Genomic DNA, 26,193 nt, shown 5'->3' on the forward strand with positions numbered 1-26,193 from the left:
CGATACCTGGACTGGATGCGGGCCGATGCGTGGTCCCGTGCGACGACCCGGCCGGGTTTGCCAGCCAGGAAGGACCGCCACGTGTCCTTCCACCGGGCGGTCTTGCGCGCATCGGGACCGCGGGTCGCAGGATCGAAACGGCGCGAGCGCCGTTCTCCCGCCACGAGCCGCCACCGTCCCGATCGTCTTTCGCGCGGCATCGCGAGGTCGTCATGAATGCAAGCCCCGATGGTTCGGTCGTCCGGCGCGAGTCCCCGCGGCCCGACCTCATCGCCTTCGAGGTCAAGGACCGGATCACCAAGCCGGACATCGAGTGGATGTCGGCGATCACCGACGCGGCCATGAAGGCGCACGACAAGATCGACATGCTGCTCGTCATGTCGAACTACGAGGGTTCGGACCTCGGCGCGCGCTTCGACGGCTACGCCACCTCGGTGATGGCCCGCTCGGTCGCGCATATCCGCAAGTACGTGGTGGTCGGCGCGCCGGCCCTCGCCCGCGCGATGATCAACCTGTCCGGGACGGTGCTGCCGGTGGACACCAAGACCTTCGACCTCGCCGACGAGGCGGCGGCCTGGGCCTACCTCGCCGAGGCGGGACCCGCGAAGGCCTGAATGCCGTCGGGATCACCCGTTCGGATCGGTCCCAGGGCTTGCGCCATGCCGCCCCGCACCCTCTCATGGGCCCCGGGGCGCCACGATCCGCTCGTCGAGAAGCGGCACGCGCGCCCGGGAGAACGCCCGCGATGCTCGCTACCCCTGTTCGTACCCTGCTCCTCGCCGCCGCGTCCCTGGCGGCCCTCGCCGGCCCCGTCCGGGCCGAACCGCGGCTCAGCGACGGCAAGGTCAAGCTCGCCGTGCTCAACGACATGTCGAGCGTCTACGCCGATTCCACCGGCCGCGGCTCGGTGATCGCCGCCGAGATGGCGGTGAAGGACTTCGGCGGCACCCTCGACGGCAAGCCGATCGAGGTGGTCTTCGCCGACCACCAGAACAAGCCGGATGTCGGCTCCAACATCGCCCGGCAGTGGTACGACCGCGAGGGCGTCGACGTGATCCTCGACGTGCCGACCTCCTCGGTGGCGCTCGCCGTGCAGCAGGTCGCCAAGGAGAAGGGCAAGCTGCTCATCGTCTCGGGCGGCGGCACCTCGGACCTCACCGGGCCGCAATGCTCGCCCACCGGCATCCAGTGGACCTACGACACCTACGCGCTCTCGCACGTCTCCGGGAACGCCGCGGTGAAAAAGGGGCTCGACACCTGGGCCTTCGTCACCGCCGACTACGCCTTCGGCCACGCGCTCGAGCGGGACGCCATCGCGGAGGTGAAGCGCTCCGGCGGCAAGGTGGTCTCCACGGTGCGTGCGCCCTTCGCCACCGCCGACTTCTCGTCGTTCCTGCTCCAGGCGCAAGCCTCGGGCGCCAAGCTCATCGCCTTCGCCAATGCCGGCGGTGACACCGTCAACGCGATCAAGCAGGCGCACGAATTCGGCATCGTCCAGGGCGGCCAGACGCTCCTGGCGCTCCTCATCAACATCGACGACGTCCACAGCCTCGGCATCGAGGTGGCGCAGGGCCTGCTGCTCACCACCGCCTTCTACTGGGACCGCACGCCCGAGACCCGCGCCTTCGGCACCCGCTTCAAGGAGAAGGCCGGGCTGATGCCGACGATGCACCAGGCCGGCGTCTATTCCTCGGTGCTGCACTACCTGAAGGCCGTGCAGGCCGCCGGCACCGACGACGCGAAGACCGTGATCGCCAAGATGCGCGAGATGCCGGTCAACGACATGTTCGCGACGAACGGCCGGATCCGCGAGGACGGCCGCATGGTCCACGACATGTACCTGATGCAGGTGAAGACGCCCAAGGAATCGACCGGCGAGTGGGACCTCTACAAGCTCATCGCCACCGTGCCAGGCGACGAGGCGTTCCGGCCGCTCGCCGAGGGCGGCTGCCCGTTGGTCAAGGCGGCGGCGAAGTAGGTCGACGCATCCGAGCGGAATTGCGTGGCGCAACTCCGCTCGGATCCTTGTTTTTCCATCATTCGCCGAACCGGTGGACGCTTTGGCGAATGAGGCTCAGCGCACCATGTTGCGCAGGCGGCAATAGCCGCCATTGTCCTGGTAGCCCGCCGGACAGCGCCGCACGCAGGCGCCGGCCGCGAATTTCAGCGGAGGCCGGCAGACCTGGCCCCGGCCGAGTTGCCGGCGCTGGTACATGTAGTCCTGCGCCGGACCGGCCTGCGCGGGGGCGAGCGGCACGGCGGCGAGGAGGAGCAGGGCGGCGCAAGGCAGGCGGGTGGGCATCGGGGGCTCCGGAGTGGCGTCGCCGGAACAACCTCCGCTGCGGCAGGAAGTTCGGGGTGATCGTCCCTGGCCCACCGAGCGATGTCACGCGCTTCCCGTTCCCGCACGACGGGAGCGTCAGCGGAAGCAGATCCGGGAAAGCGGGAGCTTGAACAGCAGAGCCCCTACCCCTCCACCACCAGCTCCACCCGGTCCGCCGCGAACAGGCTGCGCGTCGCCTGGATCGGCACGCCCGCCGCATCGACGTTGACGCTCGACAGCACGATCAGCACGCGCCCCGGCACGAGGTCGAGGCGGGCGGCCTCGTCGGCGGCGGCCGGGCGGGCGGTGATGCGGGTCGACAGGCGGGTGTAGTCGGCGATGCCGAACTCAGCGTAGGCGCGGGTGAGCGAGCCGAGGGCCGCGTAGGCCTCTGCGAACCCCTTGAAGCGCGGCAGCGGCAGGCAGGTGCGGGCGGTCGAGAGCGGCGTGCCGTCGGCCCGGTGGATGGTCAGCAGTTCGAGCATGGCCGAGCCGGGGGCTAGCCCCAGGGCCTCGGCGGTCGCGGGATCGGCCGGCACGCTGTCGGCCGCGATGAGGTCGCCCCAGGCCTCGCGACCGGCCTTGCTGACGATTTCCGAGAAGCGGGTGCGCCGGCCGATCGGATAGGCGAGGCGCTGCGTCTCCACGAAGGTGCCGCGCCCCTGCGTCGCCCGCACCAGCCCGCGCTCGGCGAGCGCCGCCAGCGCCCGGCGCACGGTGTGGCGGTTGACGCCGAACCGCGCCGCGAGCGCCGCCTCCGTCGGCAGCTGCGCACCCGCCGCGAGGCGCCCGGCCTCGATGTCGGCCGCCACGCCGTCGGCGATCTGGCGCCACGCCGCTAGGCCTTCACCGCGGGCCAGCATCGTCGTTCGGCCATCCGTCACCGGGCCGTCGCCGCCCGCGCTCATACCGTCATCCAAGTTTCATTTGCTCCCCGGTTGTCGGTTGTCTATACCATTAGACGACCGCGAGGCCAACGACAGCACGGAAGCCAGCAGGCAGACCCGATGCCCGAGCATACCCCAACCACCGGCGAAACGCCCGATCTCGCCGCCCGCCGCGCCATGATGGCGCTGTGCGGCGCGGCCCGCGCCGAGGAATTGCGCGACGCCCTCTCGGCGCTCGGCGCCGTGGACGACCCCGAGGACCTGCGCCCGCCGGAGACCGGCCTGGTGATGACCCGCGGCCGCATCGGCGGCGACGGACGACCGTTCAACCTCGGCGAGGCGACGGTGACCCGGGCGGCGGTGCGCTTGCGGGGCGGCGAGACCGGTTTCGCCTACCATCTTGGCCGCGACCGGGCGAAGGCGCGGCTCGCCGCCACCCTCGACGCCTTGTGGCAAGTGCCCGCGCACCGCGCGGCGGTCGAGGCGGCGCTGAGGCCCGTCGGCGCCCGCCGCGCCGAGGAGCGCGCGGCGGAGGCGCGCCGGATCGCGGCGACGCGGGTGAACTTCTTCACCATGGCCAGGGGAGAAGATTGATGGGGAGAGGATTGATGGGGAGTGGAGCGATGCTCGCCCGCGGCTTTCCCGACCCCGTCAACGACGCGCAAGCCGTCTTCCGCGCCGTGATGGACGCGCTCGCGCGCCCTGGCACGATCCAGCCTCTAACGACGAACCTGGAGCCCCCGGCGCCGCTCACCCCGGAGCTCGCCGCCGTCGCCCTGGCGCTCGCCGATTCCGACGCGCCGCTCTGGCTCGACTCAGGCCTCGCGAAAAACCTGGCCGTGGCGGAGTTCCTCCGCTTCCACACCGGCGCGCGCATCACCGCGGATCCGATGGAGGCCGCCTTCGCGCTGATCTCCGATCCCGCCGCCTGCCCGGATCTCGGGACCTTCGCGCAAGTCACCCCGGCCTATCCGGACCGCTCCGCGACCCTGGTGCTGGCGGTCTCCGAGCTGTCGGACCGCGCAGGCTGGCGCCTCGACGGGCCGGGCATCAAGGGCAGCGCGACGCTCTCTGCCGTGCCGCTGCCGGCGGACATGCTCGACCGGCTCGCCCGCAACCACGCCGGCTTTCCGCAGGGGGTCGACCTGGTTCTGGCGGCGCCCGGCCGCCTCGCGGCCCTGCCGCGCTCTACCCGCGTCACCGGAGGCTGACCGCCATGTACGTGGCCGTGAAGGGCGGCGAGGCCGCCATCGCCAACGCGCATCGGCTGCTGGCCGAGACCCGCCGGGGCGACACCGCGATCCCCGAACTGTCGGTGGCGCAGATTCGCGAGCAGATGGCGCTCCTCGTCGATCGGGTGATGACCGAGGGCTCGCTGCACGATCCCGACCTGGCGGCGCTCGCCCTCAAGCAGGCGCGCGGCGACCTGATCGAGGCGGTGTTCCTGGTGCGGGCCTACCGCACCACCCTGCCCCGCTTCGGCGCCTCCGAGCCGGTCGAGACCGGCGCGATGGCTCTGCGCCGGCGCATCTCCGCCACCTACAAGGACCTGCCCGGCGGCCAGGTGCTCGGGCCCACCTTCGACTACACCCACCGGCTGATCGATTTTTCGCTCGCCGCCGAGGGCGAGGCGCCGGTGGCGGCCGAATCCGAGCCGCTGGCGGACGCCGCCCACGCGCCGCGGGTCACCGACCTGCTCGGCCAGGACGGGCTGATCGAGCCCTCCGCTCCCGACGACGGCACCCCGCCGGGCGATCTCACCCGCGAACCCCTCGATTTTCCGGCCGACCGGGCGCTTCGCCTCCAGGCGCTGGCGCGGGGCGACGAGGGCTTCGTCCTGGCGCTCGGCTACTCGACCCAGCGCGGCTACGGCCGCACCCACCCCTTCGTCGGCGAGATCCGCGTCGGCACGGTGGCGGTCGAGTTCGTGCCCGAGGAGCTGGGATTTCCCGTGCCGCTCGGCGAGGTGGCACTGACCGAGTGCCAGATGGTCAACCAGTTCCACGGCAGCGCCGAAGTGCCGCCCCAGTTCACACGCGGCTACGGCCTCGCCTTCGGGCAGAGCGAGCGCAAGGCGATGGCGATGGCCCTCGTCGATCGCGCACTCCGGGCCGAGGAACTCGGAGAACCGGTCGGCGCCCCGGCGCAGGACCAGGAATTCGTGCTCGCCCATTGCGACGCGCTCCAGGCCACCGGCTTCGTCGAGCACCTGAAGCTGCCGCACTACGTCGACTTCCAGGCCGAGCTGGAGCTGGTGCGGCGGCTGCGCACCGAGCACGCGGCGCGGCGCGCGGCACCCCGGACCGAGATGAAGGAGGCCGCGGAATGACGACCGCCGATCCCGACACCGGCTACAACTTCGCCTATCTCGACGAGGGCACCAAGCGGATGATCCGCCGGGCGATCCTCAAGGCGATCGCGATCCCCGGCTACCAGGTGCCGTTCGCCTCGCGCGAGATGCCGATGCCCTACGGCTGGGGCACCGGCGGCGTGCAGGTGACGGCCGCGATCCTGGGGCGCGCCGACGTGCTCAAGGTCATCGACCAGGGCTCGGACGACACCACCAACGCGGTCTCGATCCGCGCCTTCTTCGCCCGCACGGCGAACGTCGCGGTGACCACCCGCACCCGGGAGGCGACTGTGATCCAGACCCGCCACCGCATCCCGGAGGCGCCGCTCCATGAGGGCCAGGTTCTCGTCTACCAGGTGCCGATCCCCGAGCCCCTGCGCTTCCTCGAGCCGCGCGAGACCGAGACGCGCCAGCTCCATGCGCTCGCCGAGTACGGGCTGATGCACGTCAAGCTCTACGAGGACATCGCCCGTCACGGCCACATCGCCACCACCTACGCCTACCCGGTCGAGGTGGCGGGCCGCTACGTCATGGATCCCTCGCCGACGCCGAAATTCGACAACCCGAAGATGGACGATTGCCCGGCGCTGCAATTGTTCGGCGCGGGGCGCGAGAAGCGGATCTACGCCGTGCCGCCCCACACGCGGGTCCGCAGCCTCGATTTCGAGGACCATCCGTTCCGCGTCCAGAGCTTCGACCGCCCGTGCGCGCTCTGCGGCGCCGAGGGCGTCTACCTCGACGAGGTGCTGCTCGACGACGCCGGCGGGCGGATGTTCGTCTGCTCCGACACCGACCATTGCGAGGAGCGGCGGGCCGACGGCCATGTCGGCACCGGCGGGACCGAGGAGGCGGCGCGTGTCTGACTTCCACGTCCGCCGCGCCGGCACGCCGGACCTGCCGGCCGTGCTCGGTCTCTACGGCGAATTGAACGGCGGCCGGGTCGCGACCCTGCCCGAGGCCGAGGCCCTGCTCGCGCGCCTCGACGCCTATCCCGATTACGGGCTCTACGTGGCGGAAGCCGGGGGCCGGATCGTCGGCACCTTCTGCCTCGTGATCCTCGACAATATCGCCCATTGGGGCACGCCCTCCGCCCTGGTCGAGAGCGTGGTGGTGGCGCAGGCCCAGCGCGGCACCGGCCTCGGCCGGCGGATGATGCGGGAGGCCGGCCGGCTCGCCGCGGAGAAGGGCTGCTACAAGCTCGCCCTGTCCTCGAACGTCGACGCCAAGCCCGCCCACCGCTTCTACGAGAGCCTCGGCTTCGAGCGATACGGCTACAGCTTCCGGCTCGATCCCCCCTTCGCGAGCGATCCAGAGCTGTCCGGAAAGCGCGCGGCTCTCCCCTCTCCCCGCGGGCGGGGAGAGGCCTTCACCCCCCTTGTCGGGGGTGAAGGTAGCCCGCGCAGCGAACCGCAGGTTCGCCGCGAGGGTGAGGGGGTGTCTCCGGAGGAGCCTCACGCGTCGAGACCCCCTCACCCTCGCTCCGGCTTCGCCTCCGCTCACTTCATCGACGACAAGGTCGATGAAGTCCTCTCCCCGCCCGCGGGGAGAGGGGAAGACCCGCGCCCTTCCCCATCACCGAACGGCCCGGCACGCGACGAGGAGACGACCGCATGAGCGACGCCCTGCTCCAGGCCCGCGGCCTGACCAAGCGTTACGGCGCCCGCACGGCTTGCGCCGACGTCTCGTTCGACCTCGATCCCGGCGAGGTGCTGGCGATCGTCGGCGAGTCGGGCTCGGGAAAGTCGACGCTGCTCTCGCTCATCGCCACCGAGCTCCAGCCCGATTCCGGCAGCGTCTCCTACCGGATGCGCGACGGGAACCTGCGCGACCTCGCCCACCTCTCGGAGGCCGAGCGCCGGGCGCTGATGCGCACCGACTGGGGCTTCGTGCGCCAGGACGCCGCCAAGGGCCTGCGCATGGCGGTCTCGGCCGGCGGCAATGTCGGCGAGCGGCTGATGGGCGCGGGCGCGCGCCACTATGGCAACATCCGCGGCACGGCGCTCGACTGGCTCGCCAAGGTCGAGATCGCCGCCGACCGGATCGACGACCCCCCGACGCGTTTCTCCGGCGGCATGCGCCAGCGGCTCCAGATCGCCCGCAACCTCGTCACCGGGCCGCGCCTGGTGCTGATGGACGAGCCGACCTCGGGGCTCGACGTCTCGGTCCAGGCCCGCCTCCTCGACCTGATCCGCGGCCTCGTCGCGGAACTGGGGCTCGCCGTCGTCATCGTCACCCACGACCTCGCGGTGGCCCGGCTCCTGTCACACCGGGTGATGGTGATGCGCGCCGGCCGGGTGATCGAGACCGGCCTGACCGACCAGGTGCTCGACGATCCGGCCGAGCCCTACACCCAGCTCCTCGTCTCCTCGGTGCTCGCCGCATGACGCCCGATCGAACCCTGCCCGCGCTCGAATTCCGCGACGTGGCAAAAACCTTCACCCTGCACCTGCGCGGCGGCGTGCAGCTGCCGGTAATGGCCGGCGCCGACCTCGCCGTGCATCCGGGCGAGTGCGTGGTGCTCGGCGGGCCGTCGGGCGCCGGCAAGTCCTCGCTCCTCAAGATGGCCTACGGCAACTACCGCTGCGACCGGGGCGAGATCCTGATACGCGACGGCGGAGCGGTCATCGACGTCGCCTCCGCCTCGCCGCGCGAGGTGCTGGCTCTGCGCCGCCGCACGATCTCCTACGTGTCGCAGTTCCTGCGGGTGATCCCGCGGGTCGGCGCCCGCGAGGTGGTGGCCTCGGCCGGCCGCGAGGGCGGCCTGCCCGCCGATCGCGCGCTTGCCCGCGCCGAGGAGCTGTTGTCCCGCCTCAACCTGCCGGAGCGCCTGTGGGACCTGCCGCCCGCGACCTTCTCCGGCGGCGAGCAGCAGCGGGTCAACATCGCCCGCGGGCTGATCGCCGAGCGGCCGGTCCTGCTCCTCGACGAGCCCACCGCCTCCCTCGACGCGCGGAACCGCGCCGTGGTGGTGGAGCTGATCCGTGCCCGCCAGGCGGCCGGGGCGGCTTTGCTCGGCATCTTCCACGACACCGACGTGCGTGAGGCGGTGGCGACCCGGGTGGTCGACGTCACCGCCTTCGCGCAGAAGCGCGCCGCATAAGAAGGGGACCTCCATGCAAGACCGGATCCTCGAGAACGCCACCCTGGTGCTGCCCGACCGGGTCCAGCGCGGCTGGCTTGCCATCACCGACGGCCGCATCGCCGAGATCGGCGAGGGCCGCGCCCCCGAGCGCGGCCTCGACCTTGCCGGCGACCACCTGATCCCGGGGCTCGTCGAGCTGCACACCGACCACCTCGAGAGCCACTACGCGCCCCGCCCCAAGGTGCGCTGGCATCCCCTCGGCGCCGTGCTCGCCTACGACGCGCAGATCGCGGCGTCCGGCATCACCACGGTGTTCGATTCGCTGCGCGCCGGCAGCGACCCGGACGGCAGCGGGTTGGGCCCCGAGCTGATGCAGCTCGCCGGCGCGATCGCCACCGCCAAGGGCGCCGACCTGTTCCGCGCCGAGCACCTGACGCATCTGCGCTGCGAGATCCCCTCCGCCGACGTGATCGACACGGTCAGGGACTTCACCGGGCGCTACCCCGTCGGGCTGATCTCGCTGATGGACCACACGCCGGGCCAGCGCCAGTTCCGCGACATCGACAAGTACTACACCTACGCCACCCGCGGCGGCCGCTCGATCGTCGAGATCCAGGCCAACACCGCGATGAAGATCCGCGACGGCGAGGCCTTCAACGCGATCAACCGCCCGGCCCTCGTCGCGCTCGCCCGCGAGCAGGGCATCGCGCTCGCGAGCCACGACGACACCACGCTCGCCGACGTCGCCATGGCGAAGGGCGAGGGCGTGCGGCTCGCCGAGTTCCCCACCACCCTGGAGGCGGCGCGGGCCGCGCGCGAGGCCGGCATCACCGTGATGATGGGCGCGCCGAACCTGATCCGCGGCGGCTCGCATTCCGGCAACGTCGCGGCGGAGGACCTGGCGCGGGAGGGACTGCTCGACGTGCTCTCCTCCGACTACGTGCCGGCGAGCCTGCTGATGGCGGCGTTCGGCCTGCCCGAGCGGGTCGAGAGCATCACCCTGCCCGACGCGATCGCCACGGTGACGACGAACCCGGCCCGGGCGACCGGCCTCGACGACCGCGGCGTCATCGCGCCGAGCCTGCGCGCCGACCTCGTGCGGGTGCGCCTCGCCGAGGGCGTGCCGGTGGTGCGCCAGGTCTGGCGCCAGGGACAGCGGGTGGCGTGATGGGCGACGGCGGCTTCGTCCTCGTCGTCGGCCCGAGCGGGGCCGGCAAGGACACCCTCCTGCGGCTCGCCCGCGAGGCCCTGGCGGGCGAGCCCCGCTACGTCTTCCCGCGCCGCCTCGTGACGCGCCCGCCCTCGGCGCACGAGGACAACGAGCCGATCAGCGAGGAGGAGTTCTGCGCCGGCGCGGCGGCGGGCCGCTTCGCCCTGTCCTGGCGCGCGCACGACCTCGGCTACGCGCTGCCGGCCTCGACCGCTTCGCTCGCCCGCGACGGGCACGTGGTGGTCTGCAACGTCTCGCGCCGGGTCGTCGGCGAGGCGCGCCGGCGCCTGCCCGGCGTCACCGTGGTCGAGGTCACGGCGCCCACCGAGGTGCTGGCCGCCCGCCTCGCCGCCCGCGGCCGGGCGGAGGACGGCGACCTCGGGGCGCGGCTCGCGCGCTCGGCTTCGGTCGTCGCCGACCTCGTGGTGATGAACGACGGCGCACCCGAGGCCGGGGCGGAACGGCTCCTCGCCCACCTGCGGGCGCGCTGACGCGCTGCCCGCCCCCTGATCCGGGGACGATGGGGCGTTTCCCGGCGGCCTTTGCGAAACCTTTCACCCTCGTCCATGATTTCCGCTGCACTCCCACCCGGTGGGGGTACGAACGGGAGATCAGGACCACCGTGATGAGCGAACCGCGCGAGACCGAGCTGAAGCTGGACGTCGAAGCCTCCGACATCGCGCGCCTGCGGGAGCACCCCCTGCTCGCCGGGGACTGGACCGAGACCGAGCTGTCCTCGACCTATTTCGACACGCCCGACGGCCGCCTGCGCGAGGCCGGCTACACCCTGCGGGTGCGCCAGGACGGCGACCGCCACATCCAGACCGTGAAGGCCCGGGGCAACGGCGGGGTCGGCCTGTTCGACCGGCCGGAATGGGAGAGCGACGTCGCCGGCCCTAACCCCGAACCCGCGGCCTTCGCCGGCACCCCGGTCGCGAAGATCCTCGACGGCGGGGCGGATCTCGCCCCCCTCTACACCTCCACGGTGACCCGCAGCGTGCGCTGCCTCGGCGAGACCGGGCCGGCCGGCAGCCGCATCGAGGTCGCCCTCGACCGCGGCCGGGTCTGGGGGCCGGACGACCGCGTCTCGCCGGTGAGCGAGATCGAGTTCGAGCTGACCGGCGGCACGCCGTCCGCCCTGTTCGATCTCGCCCGCTCGCTCGGTGCCGACGTGCCGCTGCGCCTCGGCGTGCTGAGCAAGTTCGAGCGCGGCGACGCCCTGATCGGGGGCCGCCTCGGGCGCGCCGTGAAGGCCGAGCCGGTGCCGCTCGATCCGGACATGACCGCCGCCCAGGCATTCCAGGCCGTGGCGCTCGCCTGCCTGCGCCAGACCCGCCTCAACGAGACCGTGCTGCTCGCCCGCCGCGACGTCGAGGCGCTGCACCAGCTGCGGGTGTCCTTGCGCCGCCTGCGCTCGGCTTTCTCGCTGTTCGGCGGCGTGATCGAGGACCGGCGGATGCCGGCGATCAAGGCGGAGGTGAAGCGCCTGAGCGAGTCCTTCGGGCACGCCCGCAACCTCGACGTCTATCTCGGCAAGACCCTGCCGCGCGAGCGCGAGCGGCGCCCGGACGAGAACGGCCTCCTGATCCTGGAGCGCCACCTCGAGACCGAGCGCGCGGTGGCGCACGAGGCGGTGCGGGCGGTGCTGGAGAGCCGCGAGTGGCGCGACTGCCTCCTCGACCTCGTCGCCTGGATCGAGGCCGGCCCCTGGCTCGGCCCCGACAACCCGCACGCGGCCCGCCGCGACGGCCCGGCCAAGGCCTTCGCCAGTGAGGAACTGGAGCGCCGCCGCCGCCAGGTGAAGAAGCGCGGCCGCCACCTCGCCGATCTCGATCCGGAGGCGCGCCACCAGGTGCGGATCGCCGCCAAGAAGCTGCGCTACGGCGCGGAGTTCTTCGCCGCCCTGTATTCGGGCAAGAAGGCGACCAAGCGCCACGCCGCCTTCGTCGAAGCCCTGGCCGACCTCCAGGACCACCTCGGCGACCTCAACGATATCGCCACCGCCCACACCCTGGCGGCCGAGCTCGCCAGGGGCGCACCGGAGGGCGCGGTCTTCGCCGCCGGCATGGCGACCGCCGACACCGAGGCCCGCAGCCAGCACCTGCTCGCCGAGGCCGCGAAGGCGCACGAGGCGCTGATCGACGTCCGGCCGTTCTGGCGCTGACGTCCGGGCCTGCCCTGCGCCCCTCAGGCGCGGGGCATCAGAGCGTAGAGGGTGATCGCGGCGGCGTTCGAGACGTTGAGGCTCTGGATCGCGCCGCGGAACGGGATCCGGGCCATCACGTCGCAGCACTCGCGAGTGCGCTGGCGCAGGCCCTTCCCTTCCGCCCCGAGCACCACCACCAGCGGCGCCCGCGGGCCGACCGCGTCCAGGGTCTCGGGCGCCTCGGAATCGAGACCGACCCGGGTGAAGCCGCGCTCGCCGAGCTCGATCAGGGCTTCGGCGAGGTTGCGCACCACCACGAACGGCACGTGCTCGAGCCCGCCCGAGGCGGATTTGGCGAGCACGCCGGTGACGGTCGGCGAGTGCCGGGCCGTGGTGACGATCGCGGTGACGCCGAAGGCCGCCGCCGTTCGCACGATGGCGCCGACATTGTGCGGATCGGTGATCTGGTCGAGGGCGAGCAGCACCGCGTCGTCGGGCAGCGCGTCGAAGGCCGGGCCGGCCAGGGGATCGGCCTCGAGGTAGAGCCCCTGATGCACCGCATCGGGCCCGAGCAGCCCGGTGATGGCGCCGGGCTTGACGATCTCGGGCGTGATCCGCAGCACGCCCACCTCCTCAGCGAGGCGGAGCGCCGCGTTCTCGGTGGCGAGCAGCCGGCGAAACTCCCGCTTCGGGTTGCGCAGCGCCTCGGAGACCGGGTGCCAGCCGTACAGCACCGTCAGGTCGTCGCCCTCGTCGCGCGCCTCGTCGGCGAACCGGCGGCCGGGACCGCTCCGGCCGGGCCCGCCCTTGCCGAACCCGCCCTTGCCCGAGCTTCCCTTGCCCGGTCCACCCTTCCAACCGCCCCCGCGCGGCGCCTGCCTCGTCGTCATCTGTCGTCCTGCCCGCGTTCGAGGCCCAACCCGGCGCCGACAAGACCGAGCCCTCGTCCCCCGTCAAGCCCATCAATCCGGTTGCCCTGCCGGCAGAACCCCACTATAGCTCCCCTCGCCCCGCACCGGCGCCCTTCGTCTAGCGGTCTAGGACGTCGCCCTTTCACGGCGAAAACACGGGTTCGAGTCCCGTAGGGCGCGCCATGCGGTGGCTAAGTCATTGTAATCCTAGAATCTGTTGGTTTTCAAGTGCTTACCCGTCGGCGCGTACTACACGCGCGTGCTACGGGACCAAGTACGATGGGCCGCATGAAGTTCGTTCAGCGCCGCGCCGGCCGTGACGAGTTTCGCTTCCCCCTCCCCAACGACCTCGCCGGCAAACCAACCCCGCCCCCCGGCCGGAGGCGCTGGCAGCTTTCGTCAATGCGCGAACCGGCCGCCTCAAGACCGAGGTCATCCGCTTCCTTGAGACCAATGACGGCCCGACGCCGACCGGCGGGTGCTCGCTCACATCGCCGAAGCGCACCGGCTCGTCGATCAAGCGCGGCGCATACTGCGCGAGGGGCCGAAGGCAGGGATCAGCGCGGACCAGATCGCTGCCCTGGCGCGCGACCACGAGGTCCATCTCCGCGGCACGGACGAGGTGATCCGCACGATCCGGACGCAACCGCCCCATCGAGCAGGATCCGGGATGACGCCGGGATGCGCCGGGGCACCGATCACTCAGCGGCCCCGTCGCGCGAGCGTCATCGGGCGTAGCGGGTGAAGACGAAGTCGCGCTCCCTTACCCGCGCTTCGTGGCAGGCAAAGCAGGTCTGGTGCTGCGCCTCGTCGACGGGCTTGCCGTCGATGAAGCGGCCGAAGCCCCAGCCACCCGATTGCGGGTAGCGCGCCGCGTCCTTGACCATGACCTGCACGGTCGTGGCGGAGCCCGGCACCGTGGCCGACTCGAACTCGGCGGAGGGCGTGCGCGTCCAGGCGAGCTTCACCAGGATACTACCGTCCGGGAACGGCAGCGTGCCGGTCCGGTAGGCCCGCACGGCGACGTCGTTGCCGAGCACCGCCCGCAGCTCGTTCAGCGGTGCATCCTCGAGGGCCGGGGCGATCAGGCGCCAGTCCCGGTAGCCGTCCGGGACGATGACGCCGTAGACCGGCGAGGCCGGCTTCGCCCCGTCACCGGATGCCCGGGCCGCGGCCAGGGCGAGACCGGCGGCGGCGCACAGGAGCAGGGCGCGCCGCCCGCTTGCGCGACGGTCAGAGGCCATCGACGTCCACCACGGCCTGCGCGAAGGCTCGCGGCGCCTCCTGGGGAAGGTTGTGCCCGATGCCGCCGGTGATCGTGCGGTGCTCGTAGCGCCCGGAGAATTTCTTGGCGTAGGTCGCGGGGTCGGGATGGGGCGCGCCGTTCGCGTCGCCCTCGAGCGTGATCGTCGGGATCGCGATGGTCGGGAAGGCGGCGAGCTTGCGCTCGGTCTCGTCGAACCGCGCCTCGCCCGGCGCCAGCCCGAGCCGCCAGCGGTAATTGTGGATCGAGACGGCGACGTGGTCCGGATTGTCGAAGGCCGGGGCCGAGCGGGCGAAGGTGGCGTCGTCGAACCGCCATTGCGGTGAGGCGAGCTCCCAGATCAGCCGGACGAAGTCGCGGGTGTAGCGGGCGTAGCCCTCGCGCCCGCGCTCGGTGGCGAAGTAGAACTGGTACCACCATTGCAGCTCAGCCTTCGGCGGCAGCGGCATCGCGTTGGCCTGCTGGCTGCCGATGAGGTAGCCGCTCACCGAGACGAGGGCCCGGCACCGCGCCGGCCACAGGGCGGCGAGGATGCAGGCGGTGCGGGCGCCCCAGTCGTAGCCCGCCACGAGCGTCCGCTCGATCCCGAGCGCGTCGAGGAAGGCGACCGCGTCGTGGGCGAGCGCGGCCTGCTGGCCGTTGCGCGGCGTCGCCTCCGAGAGGAAGCGGGTCGCGCCGTAGCCCCGGAGGGAGGGGATCAGCACCCGATAGCCCGCAGCCGCGAGCACCGGCGCCACCTCGGCGTAGCTGTGGATGTCGTAGGGCCAGCCGTGGAGGAGCAAAACGGGCTTGCCGTCCGCCGGTCCGGCCTCGACGTAGGCGACTTCGAGGTCGCCGGCCCGGACCCGCTTCAGCGGACCGAACGCGGCTTGCGGTCCCGATGGCGCCGGGGCCGCACCCTGCGCTGCGGCGGCCGGAATGATCCCGGCGACCGTGCCGGCAGCCAGTGCGGCACCGAGCTGTCCGAGCAGCTGCCGGCGTGCCAGCGTGTCGATCTCGTTCATGGCAACAACCCTCGTGATGATGGGGCGGTCCGACTTCAGCAAGCCGGACGGATCGAGGCTCAGGCGACGGTCAGCACGACGTCGATGTTGCCGCGCGTCGCCTTCGAGTACGGGCAGATCTGGTGGGCGGCGACGACGACCTGCTCGGCCAGGGTGCGATCGAGGCCCGGCACGTCGATCGTCAGGCGGGCGCTGAGAAAGAAGCCGCTGTCGTCCTGGTTCAGCCCGATCTCGGCGTCGATGCGCGACGGCCGGGGCAGCGCGATCCCGAGCGTCCGGGCCGCGCGCTCCATCGCGCCCTCGAAGCAGGCGGACCAGCCGGCCGCGAAGAGCTGCTCCGGGTTGGTCCCCTCCCCGGCGCTGCCGGGCCGGGACAACCGCAGGTCGAGCCTGCCGTCGGGGCTGCGCGCCGTGCCCTCGCGCCCTCCGAGCGTGTGAACGTGAGCCGTGTACAGGCGTTGTGCCGTGTCGTTCATGGATCGATGCTCCTGGCGGTCCGCAGCGGCTCGTGAGCCGGACGGCGGTGCGACGCCCGGCTCATGCCGTCCCCGTCGATCGTCGCCGGCATCGTCGTGCCCCCGCGGTCCCGTCCCCAGTAAGCCGCCGGTTCTTGTGCCGAGTATGTGCTAACAAGCCGGTTTTGTAAGCGCATGTACGCGGCCGGAGCCGCGGGCCGGACCGGCCGCGGGGCCGGCGATCCGGCCCTTGCGCGTGATCCCGGCCGGGACTATCAGCGGCGCCCCAAGCCGGAGCCGCGACGCCGATGAGACTGACCCTGACTGCAATGCCGACCCGCCTTGCCGCCAGGACCGTCTCCCCGCATGTCAGCCCAGCTCTCGCTTCTGAACGTCACGTGGTCCGCGCCTGACGGGCGCGCCGTCCTCTCCGACCTCTCCGTCACTTTCGGGCTCGAACGAACCGGCGTCGTCGGCCGCAACGGCGTCGGCAAGAGCACGCTGCTCGGCCTCCTGGCGGGACGCCTGAGACCGTCCGGCGGCAGCGTCGTCCGCGATGGGACGGTCGCGCTGCTGCGCCAGTTCGCGAGCCTCGCCCCCGACGAGACCGTGGCCGACCTGTTCGGGGCGAGCGCGGGCCTGGCGCTGCTGCGCCGTGCCGAGGCCGGCGCGGGCGAGGCCGACGAACTCGCCGCGGCCGACTGGACGCTCGAGGAGCGCCTGACGGGGGCTCTCGCCCTGATGGGCGTGCCGGTGAGCCCCGAGACGCCCCTGTCGCGCCTCTCCGGAGGGCAGCGCGCCCGCGCGGCGCTCGCGGCGGCGATCTTCGCACGGCCGGATTTCCTGCTGCTCGACGAACCGACCAACGACCTCGATTCCGACGGGCGGGGGGCGGTTCACGAGGCGCTGCGGCGCTGGCGCGGCGGCGCGATCGTGGTCAGCCACGACCGATCCCTGCTGGATGCGATGGACGCGATCCTGGACCTGGAGCCGACGGGGGCGAGCCGCACCCGAGGCGGCTTCGACGCGTACCGGCAGGCTCGTGCGGCGCGCCTCGCGGCGGCCGAGCACGACCTCGCGGTGACCGAGAAGCGGGCGGCGGACCTCGCCCGCCGGGCGCAGGAGACGGTCGAGCGCCAGCAGCGCCGCGACGCGGCCGGAAGCCGCCGTGCCGCGCGGGGCGACCTTCCCCGCCTCCTCGCCGGGGCCCGCCGGGACAACGCCGAGCGGACGGCCGGCGGCACCGCGCGCCTGGTCGAGCGGCAGCGCGCCTATGCCGAGACCGAGCTGGCCCAGACACGCAACCGGATCGCGGCGGTGAAGCCGGCCGCTCTCGCGGTCCCGCCGAGCGGCCTTCACGCCGACCGTCATGTCCTCGCGGTCGAGGACGTGACGGCCGGCTACCGGCCGGGGCGGCCCGTCCTGACCAGCCTGTCCCTGGCGATCACCGGTCCTGAGCGCGTCGCGTTGTGCGGGCGCAACGGGTCGGGCAAGTCGACCCTGCTCGCCCTCGTCGCGGGCCGCCTCAGCCCGTGGGCGGGGCGCGTGTCGGTCGGCGTGCGCGCTGCCCTGCTCGACCAGCGCCTCGGGCTGCTCGACCGCGACCGGACCGTGGCGGAGAACTTCGCGCGCCTCAACCCGGGGGAGGACGCGAACGGATGCCGGGCGGCCCTGGCGCGGTTCCAGTTCCGCGCCGCCGCCGCCGACCGGACCGTCTCGGTTCTGAGCGGCGGCCAGCAGGTCCGGGCGGCGCTGGCCTGCGTGCTCGGCAACGCGGCGCCGCCCCAGCTCCTGATCCTCGACGAGCCGACCAACCACCTCGACCTGGAGGCGGTCGAGGCGCTGGAACTGGGCCTTGCCGGCTACGACGGCGCGCTCCTGGTCGTCAGCCACGACGAGGCGTTCCTCGCGGCCTTGCGGATCACGCGGCGCGTCGTCCTCGACGATCCCGCCGGGTGACACGATGTCCGGAAGATTCCCTCCGGACATCGTGTCACCAGCCCGCGCGGCGCAGCTTTCTCGGTACACATGAGCGAAGCCGATTTCCGCATCGCGAAAGCGATTCCGCAGGGATCGCCTGAAGCGATCAATCGGAAATCGTATGACCTGCGCGAGGGCGCGTTCAGGCGAGCGTGACGACGGCTTCGAGACCGCCGCCCGCGCGGTTGCATAACGTGAGCTTGCCGCCGAGCGCGGCGGCGAGCTGATCGGCGATGGCGAGGCCGAGCCCGGTGCCGCCGGTGTCGCGGCTGCGCGATTCTTCCAGCCGCACGAAGGGCAGCAGCACCGCCTCGAGCTTGTCCGCCGGGATGCCGGGTCCCCGGTCCAGCACCGCGATGGCGAGCCGGCCTTCCCCCGCCCTCACGTCGATCTCGGCCCGGCCGGCGTAGCGCAGGGCGTTGTCGATCAGGTTGGTGAGGATGCGCCGCAGGGCCTGCGGGCGCGTCGCCACCGTGACGTCGGCCAGGGCGGTGAGGGTCACGTCGCGGCCGGCGTCCTGGTAATCGAAGACGAGGCTCTCGATGAAGGCGCGCAGATCGAGGCGGGCCGTCGGCTCGACGTCGCCGTGCACGCTGCGGGCATAGGCGATCCCCTCGCGCACCAGTGCCTCGACCTCGTCGAGATCGGCCAGCAGCCGATCCTGGACGGGCCCCTCGGCCCCCGTCTCGACCCGCAGCCGCATCCGGGTGATCGGGGTCTGCAGGTCGTGGGAGATCGCCGCCAGGATGCGCACGCGCTCGTCGAGGTGGCGGCTGATGCGGGCCTGCAGCGCGTTGAAGGCGCGTCCTGCGCGCGCGACCTCGTCCGGCCCGGCCTCCGCGAAGCGGGTCGCGGGCCGGCCGGGCTCCAGCCGGTCGGCGGCCTCGGCGAACCGGGTCAGCGGGCGTACCGCCAGCCGGACGGCGAGCCCGACGCAGGCCGCCAGCACGAGGAGCTGCACGCCCAGGGCCACCGGCAGCCACGACGCGACCGGTCGCATCGCCGGCCGCACGTCGATGGTGAGTTCCGCGCCGTCGGCGAGCACGACGTGACCCTGCAGTCGCTCGGACGGTGCCGGCACCGCGTCGAACCGCACGGGGAAGCGCGGCGCGAGGGCGGTGCGGATCTCGTCCGCGATCATCCGGGTCCGGGCTGGGAGGTCGGGCGTTCCGGCCGTGCCTGGACCGAGCTCGTAGCGATAGGTCGGCCGGTCGAGCAGCGGCAGCCACCCGGCCCTCTCCTCGGCCGGCAGCCGGTCCAGCAGGGCGACCGCGACGGCGACGTCGCGCTGGAGCGTCGTCAGCATGACCGCCCGCGCCGACTGGTCCCGTTCCAGGAGCATGATCGCGAAGGCGAGCCCCTGCCCGCACAGGAGCCCGGCGAGCAGGATCAGGAAGAGCCGGCTGCGCAGGCTGCCCGGCAGGCGCGGCCTCATTCGTCGCGTGCCTGCGCGATGACGGCCGGCCATTCGTCGCGCGCCTGCGCGATGACGACCGGCATCGCCAGGACGTAGCCCTCGCTGCGCACCGTCTTGATGTAGGCCGGCTCGCGGGCGTCGTCCCGCAGGCGCTGGCGCAGGCGGCTGACGAGGAGGTCGATCGAGCGGTCGAACAGCTCGGCCTCGCGGCCCTGCGTGAGGTTGAGGAGCTGGTCGCGCGAGAGGACCCGCTGGGGGTGGTCGAGCAGGACGCGCAGCAGCCGGTACTCGGCGCCGCTGAGCGGCACGACCGTCCCGGCCTCGTCGAGCAAGTGGCGGGCCGTGGTATCGAGCCGCCAGGCGCCGAAGGCGACGAGGCGGCCGGCCTCGGTCACCTGGAGGTTCGGCGGCAGCATCCGGGTCCGGCGCAGGACCGCCTTGATCCGGGCGAGCAGCTCGCGGGCCGAGAACGGCTTCACCAGGTAGTCGTCGGCGCCCATCTCCAGGCCGACGATCCGGTCGGTCTCGTCGCTGCGTGCCGTCAGCATCAGCACCGGCGTCGTCCTGTGCCGGCCCGCCCGCAGCTCCCGGCACAGGACGAGGCCGTCATCCCCGGGCATCATGATGTCGAGCACCACGAGGTCGACGCGATCGGCCTCGAGGAAGGACCGCATCTGGCGGCCGTCGGCGGCCAGGCTCACCCGCAGGCCGTTCTTCCTCAGGTAACCCGAGACCATCTCGCGGATCTCGCGATCGTCGTCGAAGACCAGGACGTGATCGATGTGCTCCACGGTTCCCGTCCCCCGTTGCGCGCCAGGGATAGCGGGGCCGGGCCCGTCCGGCGAGCCGGTTCCGGTCACGCAATGTAGCCGGCCCGGCCGGTATCCTCGGGCGGGATCGCGCGGCCGCTACAGAGCGATACAAGGATCGGGCGCGCCGCACACAGGCAGGACATGCGGGGCTGATGAGGAAGGGCGGCTCGGACCCAGAAGGAGCCCGTCCGTGATTCTCGCCATCGCCGCCTATCTCGCGGGCGTGCTGACCCTCCTCAGCCCGTGCCTCGTTCCGGTGCTGCCCTTCGTGCTCGCGCGGGTCGACCGGCCCTTCCTGACGGGCACGCTGCCGTTCCTGGCCGGCCTCGGCGCGGCCTTCGTCGCGGCCGCCGGGCTCGCCACCCTCGGGGGCGGTGTCGTGGCCTGGCTCGGCATGGCCGGCCGCGTCCTGGCGTTGGGCGTGCTCGCCGTCTTCGCGCTCACGCTCCTGTCGCCCCGTGCCTCGGCGTGGCTGCACCGGCCCCTCGTGCATCTCGGCGGCATCCTGTCGCGGCGCGCGGCCGAGCCGGGTGCCCGCCGGTCGAGCGGGATTACGGGATCGCTCGGCCTCGGCGCCGCCACGGGCCTGCTGTGGACGCCCTGTGCCGGACCGATCCTCGGCCTCGTCCTCACCGGCGCCGCCCTGAACGGGCCGGGCTGGCAGACGACGGCGCTGCTGGCGGCCTATGCCTTCGGGGCCGCGACGGCCCTGGCCGCGGTCGCTCGCCTGGGCGGCGCGGTTGTCGCCCTGGTCCGACCGCATCTCGGGCTCGGCGAGCGTCTGCGCCAGGTCGCCGGGGCCGCCATGATCGCGGTGCTCGCCGCGGTCGCCCTCGGGGCCGATGCGGACCTGCTGGCGCGCTACCCCGCGGCAGCGACGACCGCCGTCGAGGACGCGATCCTGACGATGCTGCGCGTCGACGCCGCCCGGGCCGCCCCGACCGACGCTCCGACCGCCAGCGATCTCCCGGTCGAGAGCCGGCTGCCGAGCCTCTCGGGCGCTACGCACTGGCTCAACGGCGAGCCGCAGACGGTCGAGGGCCTGCGGGGCCGGGTCGTGCTGGTCCATGTCTGGACCTATTCCTGCATCAACTGCATCCGTACGCTCCCCACCCTGCGGGCCTGGGCCGAGCGGTACCGGGCGCAAGGGCTGGCCGTGATCGGCATCCACGCGCCTGAATTCGCCTTCGAGCACGATATCGGCAATGTCGCCGCGGCGATCCGGCGCTTCGCCCTGCCGTATCCGGTGGCGGTCGACAACGAGTTCCGGCTCTGGCGCGGCCTGCGCAACGCGTACTGGCCGGCCTTGTACGTCGTCGACGCGCAGGGACGCATCCGTCATCACCAGTTCGGCGAGGGAGGCACCGCGCAGTCGGAAGCTGCCATCCAGGCCCTCCTGGCCGAATCCGCCGGAGGTCGTGCCTCCAACGACGGCCCGAGCCCGACGCGAGCGACCGGTATCGAGGCCGCTCCCGATCTCGCGCATCTTGCGTCCACCGAGACCTATGTCGGCTCGGACAAGGCCACGCATTTCGCGTCGCCGGAAGGAGTGTCGCCCGGGCTGCGCCTCTATACCCCCGGTCGGCCGCGGCTGAACGAGTGGTCGCTAGCCGGACACTGGACCATCGAACCCGAATACGCCCGGCTCTATGCCCCGGGTGGCAGCACGACGTACCGCTTCCGGGCGCGCGATCTCCACCTCGTCGTCGGGCCCGGACCTGACGGGCGCCCGGTGCCTTTCGACGTGTCTCTCGACGGCGAACCACCCGGCGCGGATCACGGCGCCGACATCGGATCGGACGGCGGCGGCGTCATCGCGGAAACGCGTTTGTACCAGCTCGTTCGCCAATCCGGCCCCGTGCGCGAGCGCACGTTCGCGATCCACTTTCATCGTCCCGGCGCTCGCGTCTATGCATTCACGTTTGGCTGAGGGTGTCACTCGTCTTTGTGACCCGATTCGCGGGGAAGCCGACACCGCCTAGTTCAGCTCTGCCGGCAATTCGCGTACCGGTAATTCTGCTGTGCGCCATAAGGAGCTTCGTGAACAGAGCCGCTGGGATGGCGCTCAGCTTCCGAGAGTTGCAAGTTGCATGAAATAGCTGGTCAGGGTGGCCACAACATCCGGGTGTCGTGGCTGCCGCTACAGGTCCGCTTTCTCCTGCTGAGCGGACGTCCGGACCGGCACGCTTGAAACTCCGCAAAGGGGGCGAGGCCGTGTGAAAACTCGGCGATGCCCCGAAAGCTGTCGACTAATTTCCCGCGCTGCCGCTGTCCGAGGATCCCGGGTGAGGCCAAGCTGTCGCGCAGCCTCGGTCGGTAGCGGCCGTTCCGCATGTCGGGCTGATCGGATGTGAACCCGCCTGAGCCGGATGGCCCAGGCTCCGGGCGTTCCGCGAAGGCCCCGACCGGGTTCGGGGCCGGACGTCATTTCCGAGCCCGTCAGGCGTTCACGCCGCCGTCGACCGTCAGTGTGGTGCCGGTGATCTGCCGTGCGCTGGGGCTAGCCAGGAAGGCCACCGCGGCCGCGATATCTTCGGGCTTCCCGTAATGGCCAAGAGCCGTTCCCGCCCGCTGCATGTCCGCCTGGGGGCCATCGGCAGGATTCATGTCGGTGTCGGTCGATCCCGGCTGCACGAGGTTCACCGTGATGCCGTGCGGGCCGAGCTCGCGTGCCAGTCCCCGCGTGAAAGAGAGCAGGGCCGACTTCGACATGGAGTAGACCGTCACCCCGGCGAACGGGACCCGCTCTCCAAGGCACGAGCCGATGGAGATGATACGACCGCCTTCCTTGAGGTGGGGGATGGCGGCCTGGGAGGCGAGTACGACCGAGCGGACGTTCACGTCGAGGAGCGCGTCGATGTCGGCGAGGCTCATCTCCACCACCGAACCGCCCCGGGCGATGCCGGCATTGTTCACGAGGATGTCGAGGCCTCCGAGTCCCTCGACCGCCGAGCCGACCGAGCGCTTCACGGCCTCTGCATCCGCGCTGTCGGCCTGGATGGCGAGGGCGCGCCGGCCCTTCGCGTCGATGGCGCGAACGACCTCGGCAGCGCGCTCGGCGGAACGCTCGTAGGTGATTGCGACGTCCGCACCCTTGTCCGCGAGCGCCAACGCGATGGCAGCGCCGATGCCGCGGGAAGCGCCCGTCACGAGGGCGCGCTTGCCTGCCAGTTCGCTCATGGTCCACCTTTTTTGTGGCGATCGACATACAATTCGCTAAGCTTGTAGAGGGGCCGGGTCAAGCGGTTTATGTAACGAACGATGCAGAATGATCCGACGCTGCGCGCACCTGGCGAGATGGCGGCCCGAGGCCGCGGACGGCCCCGTGCCTTCGATCGTGATGCGGCGCTGGGACAAGCGGTGCGCCTGTTCTGGCAGAAGGGCTATGCGGCGACGTCCATCTCGGATCTGACCGCGGCGATGGGGATCGGCTCGCCGAGCCTGTACGCCGCCTTCGGCTCGAAGGAGGGGCTCTACGCCGAGGCGCTGCGCCATTACGGGGAACGATACGAGGCATCCGTCTGGGCCAACTTCGCCGCGGCAGCGACCGCCCGCGACGCCGTCGAGGCTCTCCTGAGGGACTCGGCCGCCGCGCTCACGGGCTCCTGCGGCCGCGTGGAGCCCCTCGGTTGCATGGTGACGCTCTCGGCGGCCGGCAGCGAGGGGCATGCGGAGCTCGGAGACCTGGTGCGGGCGGCCCGGGCGCAGGGGCTCAAGCGGGTCGAGGAGCGGCTTGATCGCGCCGTGGCGAAGGGCGAGTTCCCGGCACCGGTCGATGTTCGCGCGCTCGCCCGGTTCGTGCTCACGGTGCAGAACGGCATGTCGCTTCAGGCCCGCGATGGTGCGAGCCGAGAGGAGCTCGAAGCCGTTGCCCATTTCACGATGGTGGGATGGGGTGCATTGGTCGGCCGGTGACGATTGCTGCCCGATCCAGCCGAGTGGTGCGTCGCTTGCCGCCCGGGGTCCTGCTCACGACGCCCTGCCGTGCCGCCGCCGGCGCCGTCGAGCGCAGCAACGAGCGGAGGGCCTGCGGCCGGGCCTCAATCGCGATCTCGGCAGCCCGGAGCCTGCACGCCGTGCCCCGCGCCAGGTCGCGAACGCCGCGGCCTTCCCCGCGGGAGCCGGCGCCCGGCCGGTATGGAGCGCGTCCCTCCGGAGCGGTATCCTGTCCGCTTCGCTCCCGATCATGCGGTCTCTTGTCACCAATGCTCCGCGATGGCATCGCGACGGGCGAACCACGTGCCCTCGTGGGCGGCCGCATGGGCGAGGAAGCGCTCCAGCCCGCCGATACGCCCGGGCCGGCCGATGATCCGGAGATGCAGGTCCACCGAGAGCATCCGTGGCGCGTCGCCGCCCTCCCGATAGAGACGGTCGAAGGCGTCGATGCAGTGGCGGGAGAAGTCGTCGCCGAACACGAAGCCGCCGCCGCGTTGGAAGCGCATGTCGTTGGTATCGAAGGCGTAGGGCAGCACGACGTGCGGACGTCCCTCCCGGCCCGGCACGAGATAGGGAAGGTCGTCGTTGTAGGCATTCGAATCGTACAGGAAGCCGCCGTGCTCCAGCAGCAGCCGGCGGGTGTTGACCGAAGTCGCCGAGCGGGTGTGCCAGCCGACCGGAGCGCGGCCGATCGCATCGCGGATCGCCGCGACGACCTCGTAGACGGACTCGTTGCGCTCGTCGCCGAGGGCGAGGACGGGCAAGTCTTGCTTCCTCGGTATGGGCGTCGCGCAAGCGTGCCTCAGCGATGACGATGAGGCGTCGCATGATGGCGACGATGGCCACGATCGACGGTTTGCCGGCCTTGGGGAGGCGCTGATAGGCCACCTTGAGGACGGGATCGCAGCGGGCGGCCGTGTCCGGCATCTCCTTGGCCGCCATGGTGGTCGAGCGGCCGAGGAAATCGGTGCGAAACGGCCCGGGCTCGACGACCCGCCGAATGTCTCGACTGCCTTGGCCACCGCCGACCTCGCGGCCGCCGCATCCGTCACGTCGAGCGGCAGCGCGATCATCCGGCCTGCGAAGGTGGCCGTCATCGTACGTCGAGCGCGGTCGCGACGACCTGATCGCCGCGCTGCGCCGCGGCCAGAGCGAGGCGCCGGCCGAAGCCGCCCGAGCAGCCGGTAATGAGTCAGGTTTTCACTGCGCCTTCTCCTGGCTGTGTCCCGACGCCACGACGTCATCGCCGCCGCGGAGCATCACTATCGGCGATGATTGACCAGTCCTTCTCCCCGAGGCCCGCCGCGACAGCTCTGCTGAGCCCCTCGCGGACGGCCTCATGCGGCGGGAGCGTGCGTCAGACCTCGATGCTGGCCTCGGTCGCCAGACGCATGTCCCTTGAGGGCGAGCCTGGCTCTGGATCCCGGCTCGAAGGATCGTTCAGCGATCCTGCCCCGCGTGGTCGGCGACCAGATCCCTGGTATCCGCAACCTGGGCATGCCGATGCCGCCGCCGGCGCGAGACATCTGGACGGGATACCATCGGGATTGACGGCGTCCTCAGCGCCCCTGTGCGTTCATCTCGGCGTTCATCTCGACGGAATCGGACCATCTCGTGAGCGCGGCCGCGTGATGCCGACACGGGACGATGCGGGTTCGCGCGTTCCGCCGGCGCCGCGCAGGATCATGCGGTCCGTTCCGTCGCTCCCTTCCGCGCTCGCGCGACGGTCAACCACACGGCCGAGACCAGGAAGTAGAAGGCACCGAACGCGGCGTAGGGAGCGATGTCGGTGATCCCGGGCGTCGAGGCACCGTTCGCCTTGACGATGAAATGGCCGCCCGCAAGCGCCGACTGGGCTCCGCTCAGCGCCATCGCCCATTGGGCACCGGCCTGCCAGCGCCGCACGCCGGTCGCGAGCTGGAGCAGACCGGAGAGGATGGCCCAGACCCCGAACACCGCCAGCACAGCGTGCGGGCCCCATCCGAGCGCGAGCGCCACCGCGACGGCGACGGCGGTGCTGGCGGCCGCGTTGAGGGCCTGGCTGGGATTGGCGGCCAAGCCGCCGCTGCGCCGGGCGTCGACGACGTTGGCGACGGCGTCCCAGGCGGGATAGGCGACAAGGAGCGCCGCTGCCGCCGGTGGCACGGCCTGTCCGATGGTGAAGGCGGCCGCGACCCAGCCGACTGACACCCCGGCACGGAGGAAGTAATAGGAGCGCAACCAGCGCGACGTGTCACGGACAGGGTGTTGGATGGTCGTCATCGGCGTTCCCTTCGGGTGAGCGGCGCGACGGGGGATGCGGAACGCGGGCAAGTCCGAGTTCCGTGGGGGATGTGGCGACGGGCGATCACGCGGCGGATTCGGCGACCGAACCGCCGGGCTTCGTAAAGGCGACATCTTTTCAGAGAGATTCGCG

26 protein-coding genes, 1 tRNA gene and 1 pseudogene are annotated in these 26,193 nt (G+C 72.0%); 17 read left to right on the plus strand and 11 right to left on the minus strand.

Annotation, left to right across the window (positions count from 1 at the left end; translation table 11 throughout):
* Positions 1-212: 212 nt before the first annotated feature.
* Together ACS5PV_RS22980 and ACS5PV_RS22985 are read left to right on the plus strand one after the other, a co-directional pair.
* A complete protein-coding gene (locus ACS5PV_RS22980; protein WP_455397669.1) occupies positions 213-614 on the plus strand; it encodes an STAS/SEC14 domain-containing protein in 402 nt (133 codons plus the stop codon).
* 131 nt (positions 615-745) lie between these two features.
* The gene (locus ACS5PV_RS22985; protein ID WP_455397670.1) at positions 746-1,978 is read left to right on the plus strand and encodes an ABC transporter substrate-binding protein; all 1,233 of its coding nucleotides are present in this window, start codon (positions 746-748) and stop codon (positions 1,976-1,978) included.
* Positions 1,979-2,074: 96 nt separating this feature from the next.
* Here the strand turns inward: ACS5PV_RS22985 and ACS5PV_RS22990 are convergent, their stop codons facing one another.
* Positions 2,075-2,302: a hypothetical protein gene (locus ACS5PV_RS22990; RefSeq protein WP_455397671.1), complete on the minus strand. Its 228-nt coding sequence runs from the start codon at positions 2,300-2,302 to the stop codon at positions 2,075-2,077.
* Positions 2,303-2,466: 164 nt separating this feature from the next.
* Positions 2,467-3,231 carry a phosphonate metabolism transcriptional regulator PhnF gene (gene phnF / locus ACS5PV_RS22995; protein ID WP_455397672.1) on the minus strand — a complete coding sequence of 255 codons (765 nt, stop codon included), beginning with the start codon at positions 3,229-3,231 and terminating at the stop codon, positions 2,467-2,469.
* A 99-nt stretch (positions 3,232-3,330) separates the two neighbouring features.
* Here phnF and phnG point away from each other — a divergent pair, with 99 nt between their 5' ends.
* From phnG to ACS5PV_RS23045, 10 genes are all read left to right on the plus strand, one after another.
* Positions 3,331-3,804 carry a phosphonate C-P lyase system protein PhnG gene (gene phnG, locus ACS5PV_RS23000; RefSeq protein ID WP_455397673.1) on the plus strand — a complete coding sequence of 158 codons (474 nt, stop codon included), beginning with the start codon at positions 3,331-3,333 and terminating at the stop codon, positions 3,802-3,804.
* A gap of 14 nt (positions 3,805-3,818) precedes the next feature.
* Complete coding sequence (phnH, locus tag ACS5PV_RS23005; protein ID WP_455397674.1) at positions 3,819-4,421, plus strand: phosphonate C-P lyase system protein PhnH; 603 nt, start codon at positions 3,819-3,821, stop codon at positions 4,419-4,421.
* 5 nt (positions 4,422-4,426) lie between these two features.
* Positions 4,427-5,539, plus strand: coding sequence for a carbon-phosphorus lyase complex subunit PhnI (locus ACS5PV_RS23010; RefSeq protein WP_455397675.1), 1,113 nt, complete (start codon positions 4,427-4,429; stop codon positions 5,537-5,539).
* A complete protein-coding gene (locus ACS5PV_RS23015; protein ID WP_455397676.1) occupies positions 5,536-6,423 on the plus strand; it encodes an alpha-D-ribose 1-methylphosphonate 5-phosphate C-P-lyase PhnJ in 888 nt (295 codons plus the stop codon). The genes ACS5PV_RS23010 and ACS5PV_RS23015 overlap by 4 nt, the downstream gene beginning before the upstream one ends.
* A complete protein-coding gene (locus ACS5PV_RS23020; protein ID WP_455397677.1) occupies positions 6,416-7,174 on the plus strand; it encodes an N-acetyltransferase family protein in 759 nt (252 codons plus the stop codon). The genes ACS5PV_RS23015 and ACS5PV_RS23020 overlap by 8 nt, the downstream gene beginning before the upstream one ends.
* Positions 7,171-7,944 (plus strand): phosphonate C-P lyase system protein PhnK, encoded by a 774-nt coding sequence (gene phnK, locus ACS5PV_RS23025; RefSeq protein ID WP_455397678.1) that lies wholly within the window; start codon positions 7,171-7,173, stop codon positions 7,942-7,944. The genes ACS5PV_RS23020 and phnK overlap by 4 nt, the downstream gene beginning before the upstream one ends.
* Positions 7,941-8,660, plus strand: a complete 720-nt coding sequence (gene phnL / locus ACS5PV_RS23030) for a phosphonate C-P lyase system protein PhnL (protein ID WP_455397679.1) — start codon at positions 7,941-7,943, stop codon at positions 8,658-8,660. Before phnK ends, phnL begins: the two co-directional genes overlap by 4 nt.
* A gap of 13 nt (positions 8,661-8,673) precedes the next feature.
* Entirely contained in the window at positions 8,674-9,810 is a 1,137-nt protein-coding gene (locus tag ACS5PV_RS23035; RefSeq protein WP_455397680.1) for an alpha-D-ribose 1-methylphosphonate 5-triphosphate diphosphatase, read from the plus strand.
* Complete coding sequence (gene phnN / locus ACS5PV_RS23040; RefSeq protein ID WP_455397767.1) at positions 9,810-10,343, plus strand: phosphonate metabolism protein/1,5-bisphosphokinase (PRPP-forming) PhnN; 534 nt, start codon at positions 9,810-9,812, stop codon at positions 10,341-10,343. The genes ACS5PV_RS23035 and phnN overlap by 1 nt, the downstream gene beginning before the upstream one ends.
* 134 nt (positions 10,344-10,477) lie before the next feature.
* Complete coding sequence (locus ACS5PV_RS23045; protein ID WP_455397681.1) at positions 10,478-12,016, plus strand: CYTH and CHAD domain-containing protein; 1,539 nt, start codon at positions 10,478-10,480, stop codon at positions 12,014-12,016.
* 23 nt (positions 12,017-12,039) lie between these two features.
* On the opposite strand, the gene rlmB is transcribed toward ACS5PV_RS23045, so the two are convergent.
* Positions 12,040-12,888 (minus strand): 23S rRNA (guanosine(2251)-2'-O)-methyltransferase RlmB, encoded by an 849-nt coding sequence (rlmB, locus tag ACS5PV_RS23050; RefSeq protein WP_455397682.1) that lies wholly within the window; start codon positions 12,886-12,888, stop codon positions 12,040-12,042.
* A gap of 128 nt (positions 12,889-13,016) precedes the next feature.
* Here rlmB and ACS5PV_RS23055 point away from each other — a divergent pair.
* Positions 13,017-13,092, plus strand: a tRNA-Glu gene (locus ACS5PV_RS23055).
* A 542-nt stretch (positions 13,093-13,634) separates the two neighbouring features.
* Here ACS5PV_RS23055 and ACS5PV_RS23060 read toward each other — a convergent pair.
* Genes ACS5PV_RS23060 through ACS5PV_RS23070 form a run of 3 tightly spaced genes read right to left on the minus strand, consistent with a single transcriptional unit; the run spans position 13,635 to position 15,653 of the window.
* Entirely contained in the window at positions 13,635-14,153 is a 519-nt protein-coding gene (locus ACS5PV_RS23060; protein ID WP_455397683.1) for a cytochrome P460 family protein, read from the minus strand.
* Positions 14,143-15,177: an alpha/beta fold hydrolase gene (locus ACS5PV_RS23065; RefSeq protein WP_455397684.1), complete on the minus strand. Its 1,035-nt coding sequence runs from the start codon at positions 15,175-15,177 to the stop codon at positions 14,143-14,145. The genes ACS5PV_RS23060 and ACS5PV_RS23065 overlap by 11 nt, the downstream gene beginning before the upstream one ends.
* Positions 15,178-15,236: 59 nt before the next feature.
* Positions 15,237-15,653 carry an organic hydroperoxide resistance protein gene (locus ACS5PV_RS23070; protein WP_455397685.1) on the minus strand — a complete coding sequence of 139 codons (417 nt, stop codon included), beginning with the start codon at positions 15,651-15,653 and terminating at the stop codon, positions 15,237-15,239.
* Between the two features lie 345 nt (positions 15,654-15,998).
* Between ACS5PV_RS23070 and ACS5PV_RS23075 the strand changes: the two genes are divergently transcribed.
* Entirely contained in the window at positions 15,999-17,591 is a 1,593-nt protein-coding gene (locus tag ACS5PV_RS23075; RefSeq protein WP_455397686.1) for an ATP-binding cassette domain-containing protein, read from the plus strand.
* 163 nt (positions 17,592-17,754) lie between these two features.
* On the opposite strand, the gene ACS5PV_RS23080 is transcribed toward ACS5PV_RS23075, so the two are convergent.
* Entirely contained in the window at positions 17,755-19,047 is a 1,293-nt protein-coding gene (locus ACS5PV_RS23080; RefSeq protein WP_455397687.1) for a sensor histidine kinase, read from the minus strand.
* Positions 19,044-19,820, minus strand: coding sequence for a response regulator (locus tag ACS5PV_RS23085; RefSeq protein ID WP_455397688.1), 777 nt, complete (start codon positions 19,818-19,820; stop codon positions 19,044-19,046). The genes ACS5PV_RS23080 and ACS5PV_RS23085 overlap by 4 nt, the downstream gene beginning before the upstream one ends.
* A gap of 211 nt (positions 19,821-20,031) precedes the next feature.
* Here ACS5PV_RS23085 and ACS5PV_RS23090 point away from each other — a divergent pair, with 211 nt between their 5' ends.
* A complete protein-coding gene (locus ACS5PV_RS23090) occupies positions 20,032-21,771 on the plus strand; it encodes a redoxin domain-containing protein (protein ID WP_455397689.1) in 1,740 nt (579 codons plus the stop codon).
* Positions 21,772-22,280: 509 nt separating this feature from the next.
* Here ACS5PV_RS23090 and ACS5PV_RS23095 read toward each other — a convergent pair.
* Entirely contained in the window at positions 22,281-23,021 is a 741-nt protein-coding gene (locus tag ACS5PV_RS23095) for a 3-oxoacyl-ACP reductase family protein (protein WP_455397690.1), read from the minus strand.
* Between the two features lie 81 nt (positions 23,022-23,102).
* Here ACS5PV_RS23095 and ACS5PV_RS23100 point away from each other — a divergent pair, with 81 nt between their 5' ends.
* The gene (locus ACS5PV_RS23100; protein WP_455397691.1) at positions 23,103-23,756 is read left to right on the plus strand and encodes a TetR/AcrR family transcriptional regulator; all 654 of its coding nucleotides are present in this window, start codon (positions 23,103-23,105) and stop codon (positions 23,754-23,756) included.
* A gap of 284 nt (positions 23,757-24,040) precedes the next feature.
* On the opposite strand, the gene ACS5PV_RS23105 is transcribed toward ACS5PV_RS23100, so the two are convergent.
* Positions 24,041-24,541: a hypothetical protein gene (locus tag ACS5PV_RS23105; protein WP_455397692.1), complete on the minus strand. Its 501-nt coding sequence runs from the start codon at positions 24,539-24,541 to the stop codon at positions 24,041-24,043.
* 679 nt (positions 24,542-25,220) lie between these two features.
* On the opposite strand from ACS5PV_RS23105, the pseudogene ACS5PV_RS23110 reads away from it, so the two are divergent.
* Positions 25,221-25,409 (plus strand): annotated as a pseudogene (locus ACS5PV_RS23110) (LysR family transcriptional regulator); the annotation flags it as partial.
* Positions 25,410-25,460: 51 nt separating this feature from the next.
* On the opposite strand, the gene ACS5PV_RS23115 reads toward ACS5PV_RS23110, so the two are convergent.
* Positions 25,461-26,039: a DUF308 domain-containing protein gene (locus tag ACS5PV_RS23115; RefSeq protein ID WP_455397693.1), complete on the minus strand. Its 579-nt coding sequence runs from the start codon at positions 26,037-26,039 to the stop codon at positions 25,461-25,463.
* Positions 26,040-26,193 lie beyond the last annotated feature (154 nt).

The sequence above is a fragment of the Methylobacterium sp. Gmos1 genome (genome assembly GCF_053764715.1).

Bases quoted from the DNA above. Each gene is read 5' to 3' on its own strand.
- ACS5PV_RS22980 (WP_455397669.1), top strand. From the start codon at position 213: ATGAATGCAAGCCCCGATGGTTCGGTCGTCCGGCGCGAGTCCCCGCGG.
- ACS5PV_RS22985 (WP_455397670.1), top strand. From the start codon at position 746: ATGCTCGCTACCCCTGTTCGTACCCTGCTCCTCGCCGCCGCGTCCCTG.
- ACS5PV_RS22990 (WP_455397671.1), bottom strand. From the start codon at position 2,302: ATGCCCACCCGCCTGCCTTGCGCCGCCCTGCTCCTCCTCGCCGCCGTG.
- phnF (WP_455397672.1), bottom strand. From the start codon at position 3,231: ATGAGCGCGGGCGGCGACGGCCCGGTGACGGATGGCCGAACGACGATG.
- phnG (WP_455397673.1), top strand. From the start codon at position 3,331: ATGCCCGAGCATACCCCAACCACCGGCGAAACGCCCGATCTCGCCGCC.
- phnH (WP_455397674.1), top strand. From the start codon at position 3,819: ATGGGGAGTGGAGCGATGCTCGCCCGCGGCTTTCCCGACCCCGTCAAC.
- ACS5PV_RS23010 (WP_455397675.1), top strand. From the start codon at position 4,427: ATGTACGTGGCCGTGAAGGGCGGCGAGGCCGCCATCGCCAACGCGCAT.
- ACS5PV_RS23015 (WP_455397676.1), top strand. From the start codon at position 5,536: ATGACGACCGCCGATCCCGACACCGGCTACAACTTCGCCTATCTCGAC.
- phnK (WP_455397678.1), top strand. From the start codon at position 7,171: ATGAGCGACGCCCTGCTCCAGGCCCGCGGCCTGACCAAGCGTTACGGC.
- phnL (WP_455397679.1), top strand. From the start codon at position 7,941: ATGACGCCCGATCGAACCCTGCCCGCGCTCGAATTCCGCGACGTGGCA.
- ACS5PV_RS23035 (WP_455397680.1), top strand. From the start codon at position 8,674: ATGCAAGACCGGATCCTCGAGAACGCCACCCTGGTGCTGCCCGACCGG.
- phnN (WP_455397767.1), top strand. From the start codon at position 9,810: ATGGGCGACGGCGGCTTCGTCCTCGTCGTCGGCCCGAGCGGGGCCGGC.
- ACS5PV_RS23045 (WP_455397681.1), top strand. From the start codon at position 10,478: ATGAGCGAACCGCGCGAGACCGAGCTGAAGCTGGACGTCGAAGCCTCC.
- rlmB (WP_455397682.1), bottom strand. From the start codon at position 12,888: ATGACGACGAGGCAGGCGCCGCGCGGGGGCGGTTGGAAGGGTGGACCG.
- ACS5PV_RS23060 (WP_455397683.1), bottom strand. From the start codon at position 14,153: ATGGCCTCTGACCGTCGCGCAAGCGGGCGGCGCGCCCTGCTCCTGTGC.
- ACS5PV_RS23065 (WP_455397684.1), bottom strand. From the start codon at position 15,177: ATGAACGAGATCGACACGCTGGCACGCCGGCAGCTGCTCGGACAGCTC.
- ACS5PV_RS23070 (WP_455397685.1), bottom strand. From the start codon at position 15,653: ATGAACGACACGGCACAACGCCTGTACACGGCTCACGTTCACACGCTC.
- ACS5PV_RS23075 (WP_455397686.1), top strand. From the start codon at position 15,999: ATGTCAGCCCAGCTCTCGCTTCTGAACGTCACGTGGTCCGCGCCTGAC.
- ACS5PV_RS23080 (WP_455397687.1), bottom strand. From the start codon at position 19,047: ATGAGGCCGCGCCTGCCGGGCAGCCTGCGCAGCCGGCTCTTCCTGATC.
- ACS5PV_RS23095 (WP_455397690.1), bottom strand. From the start codon at position 23,021: ATGAGCGAACTGGCAGGCAAGCGCGCCCTCGTGACGGGCGCTTCCCGC.
- ACS5PV_RS23100 (WP_455397691.1), top strand. From the start codon at position 23,103: ATGCAGAATGATCCGACGCTGCGCGCACCTGGCGAGATGGCGGCCCGA.
- ACS5PV_RS23115 (WP_455397693.1), bottom strand. From the start codon at position 26,039: ATGACGACCATCCAACACCCTGTCCGTGACACGTCGCGCTGGTTGCGC.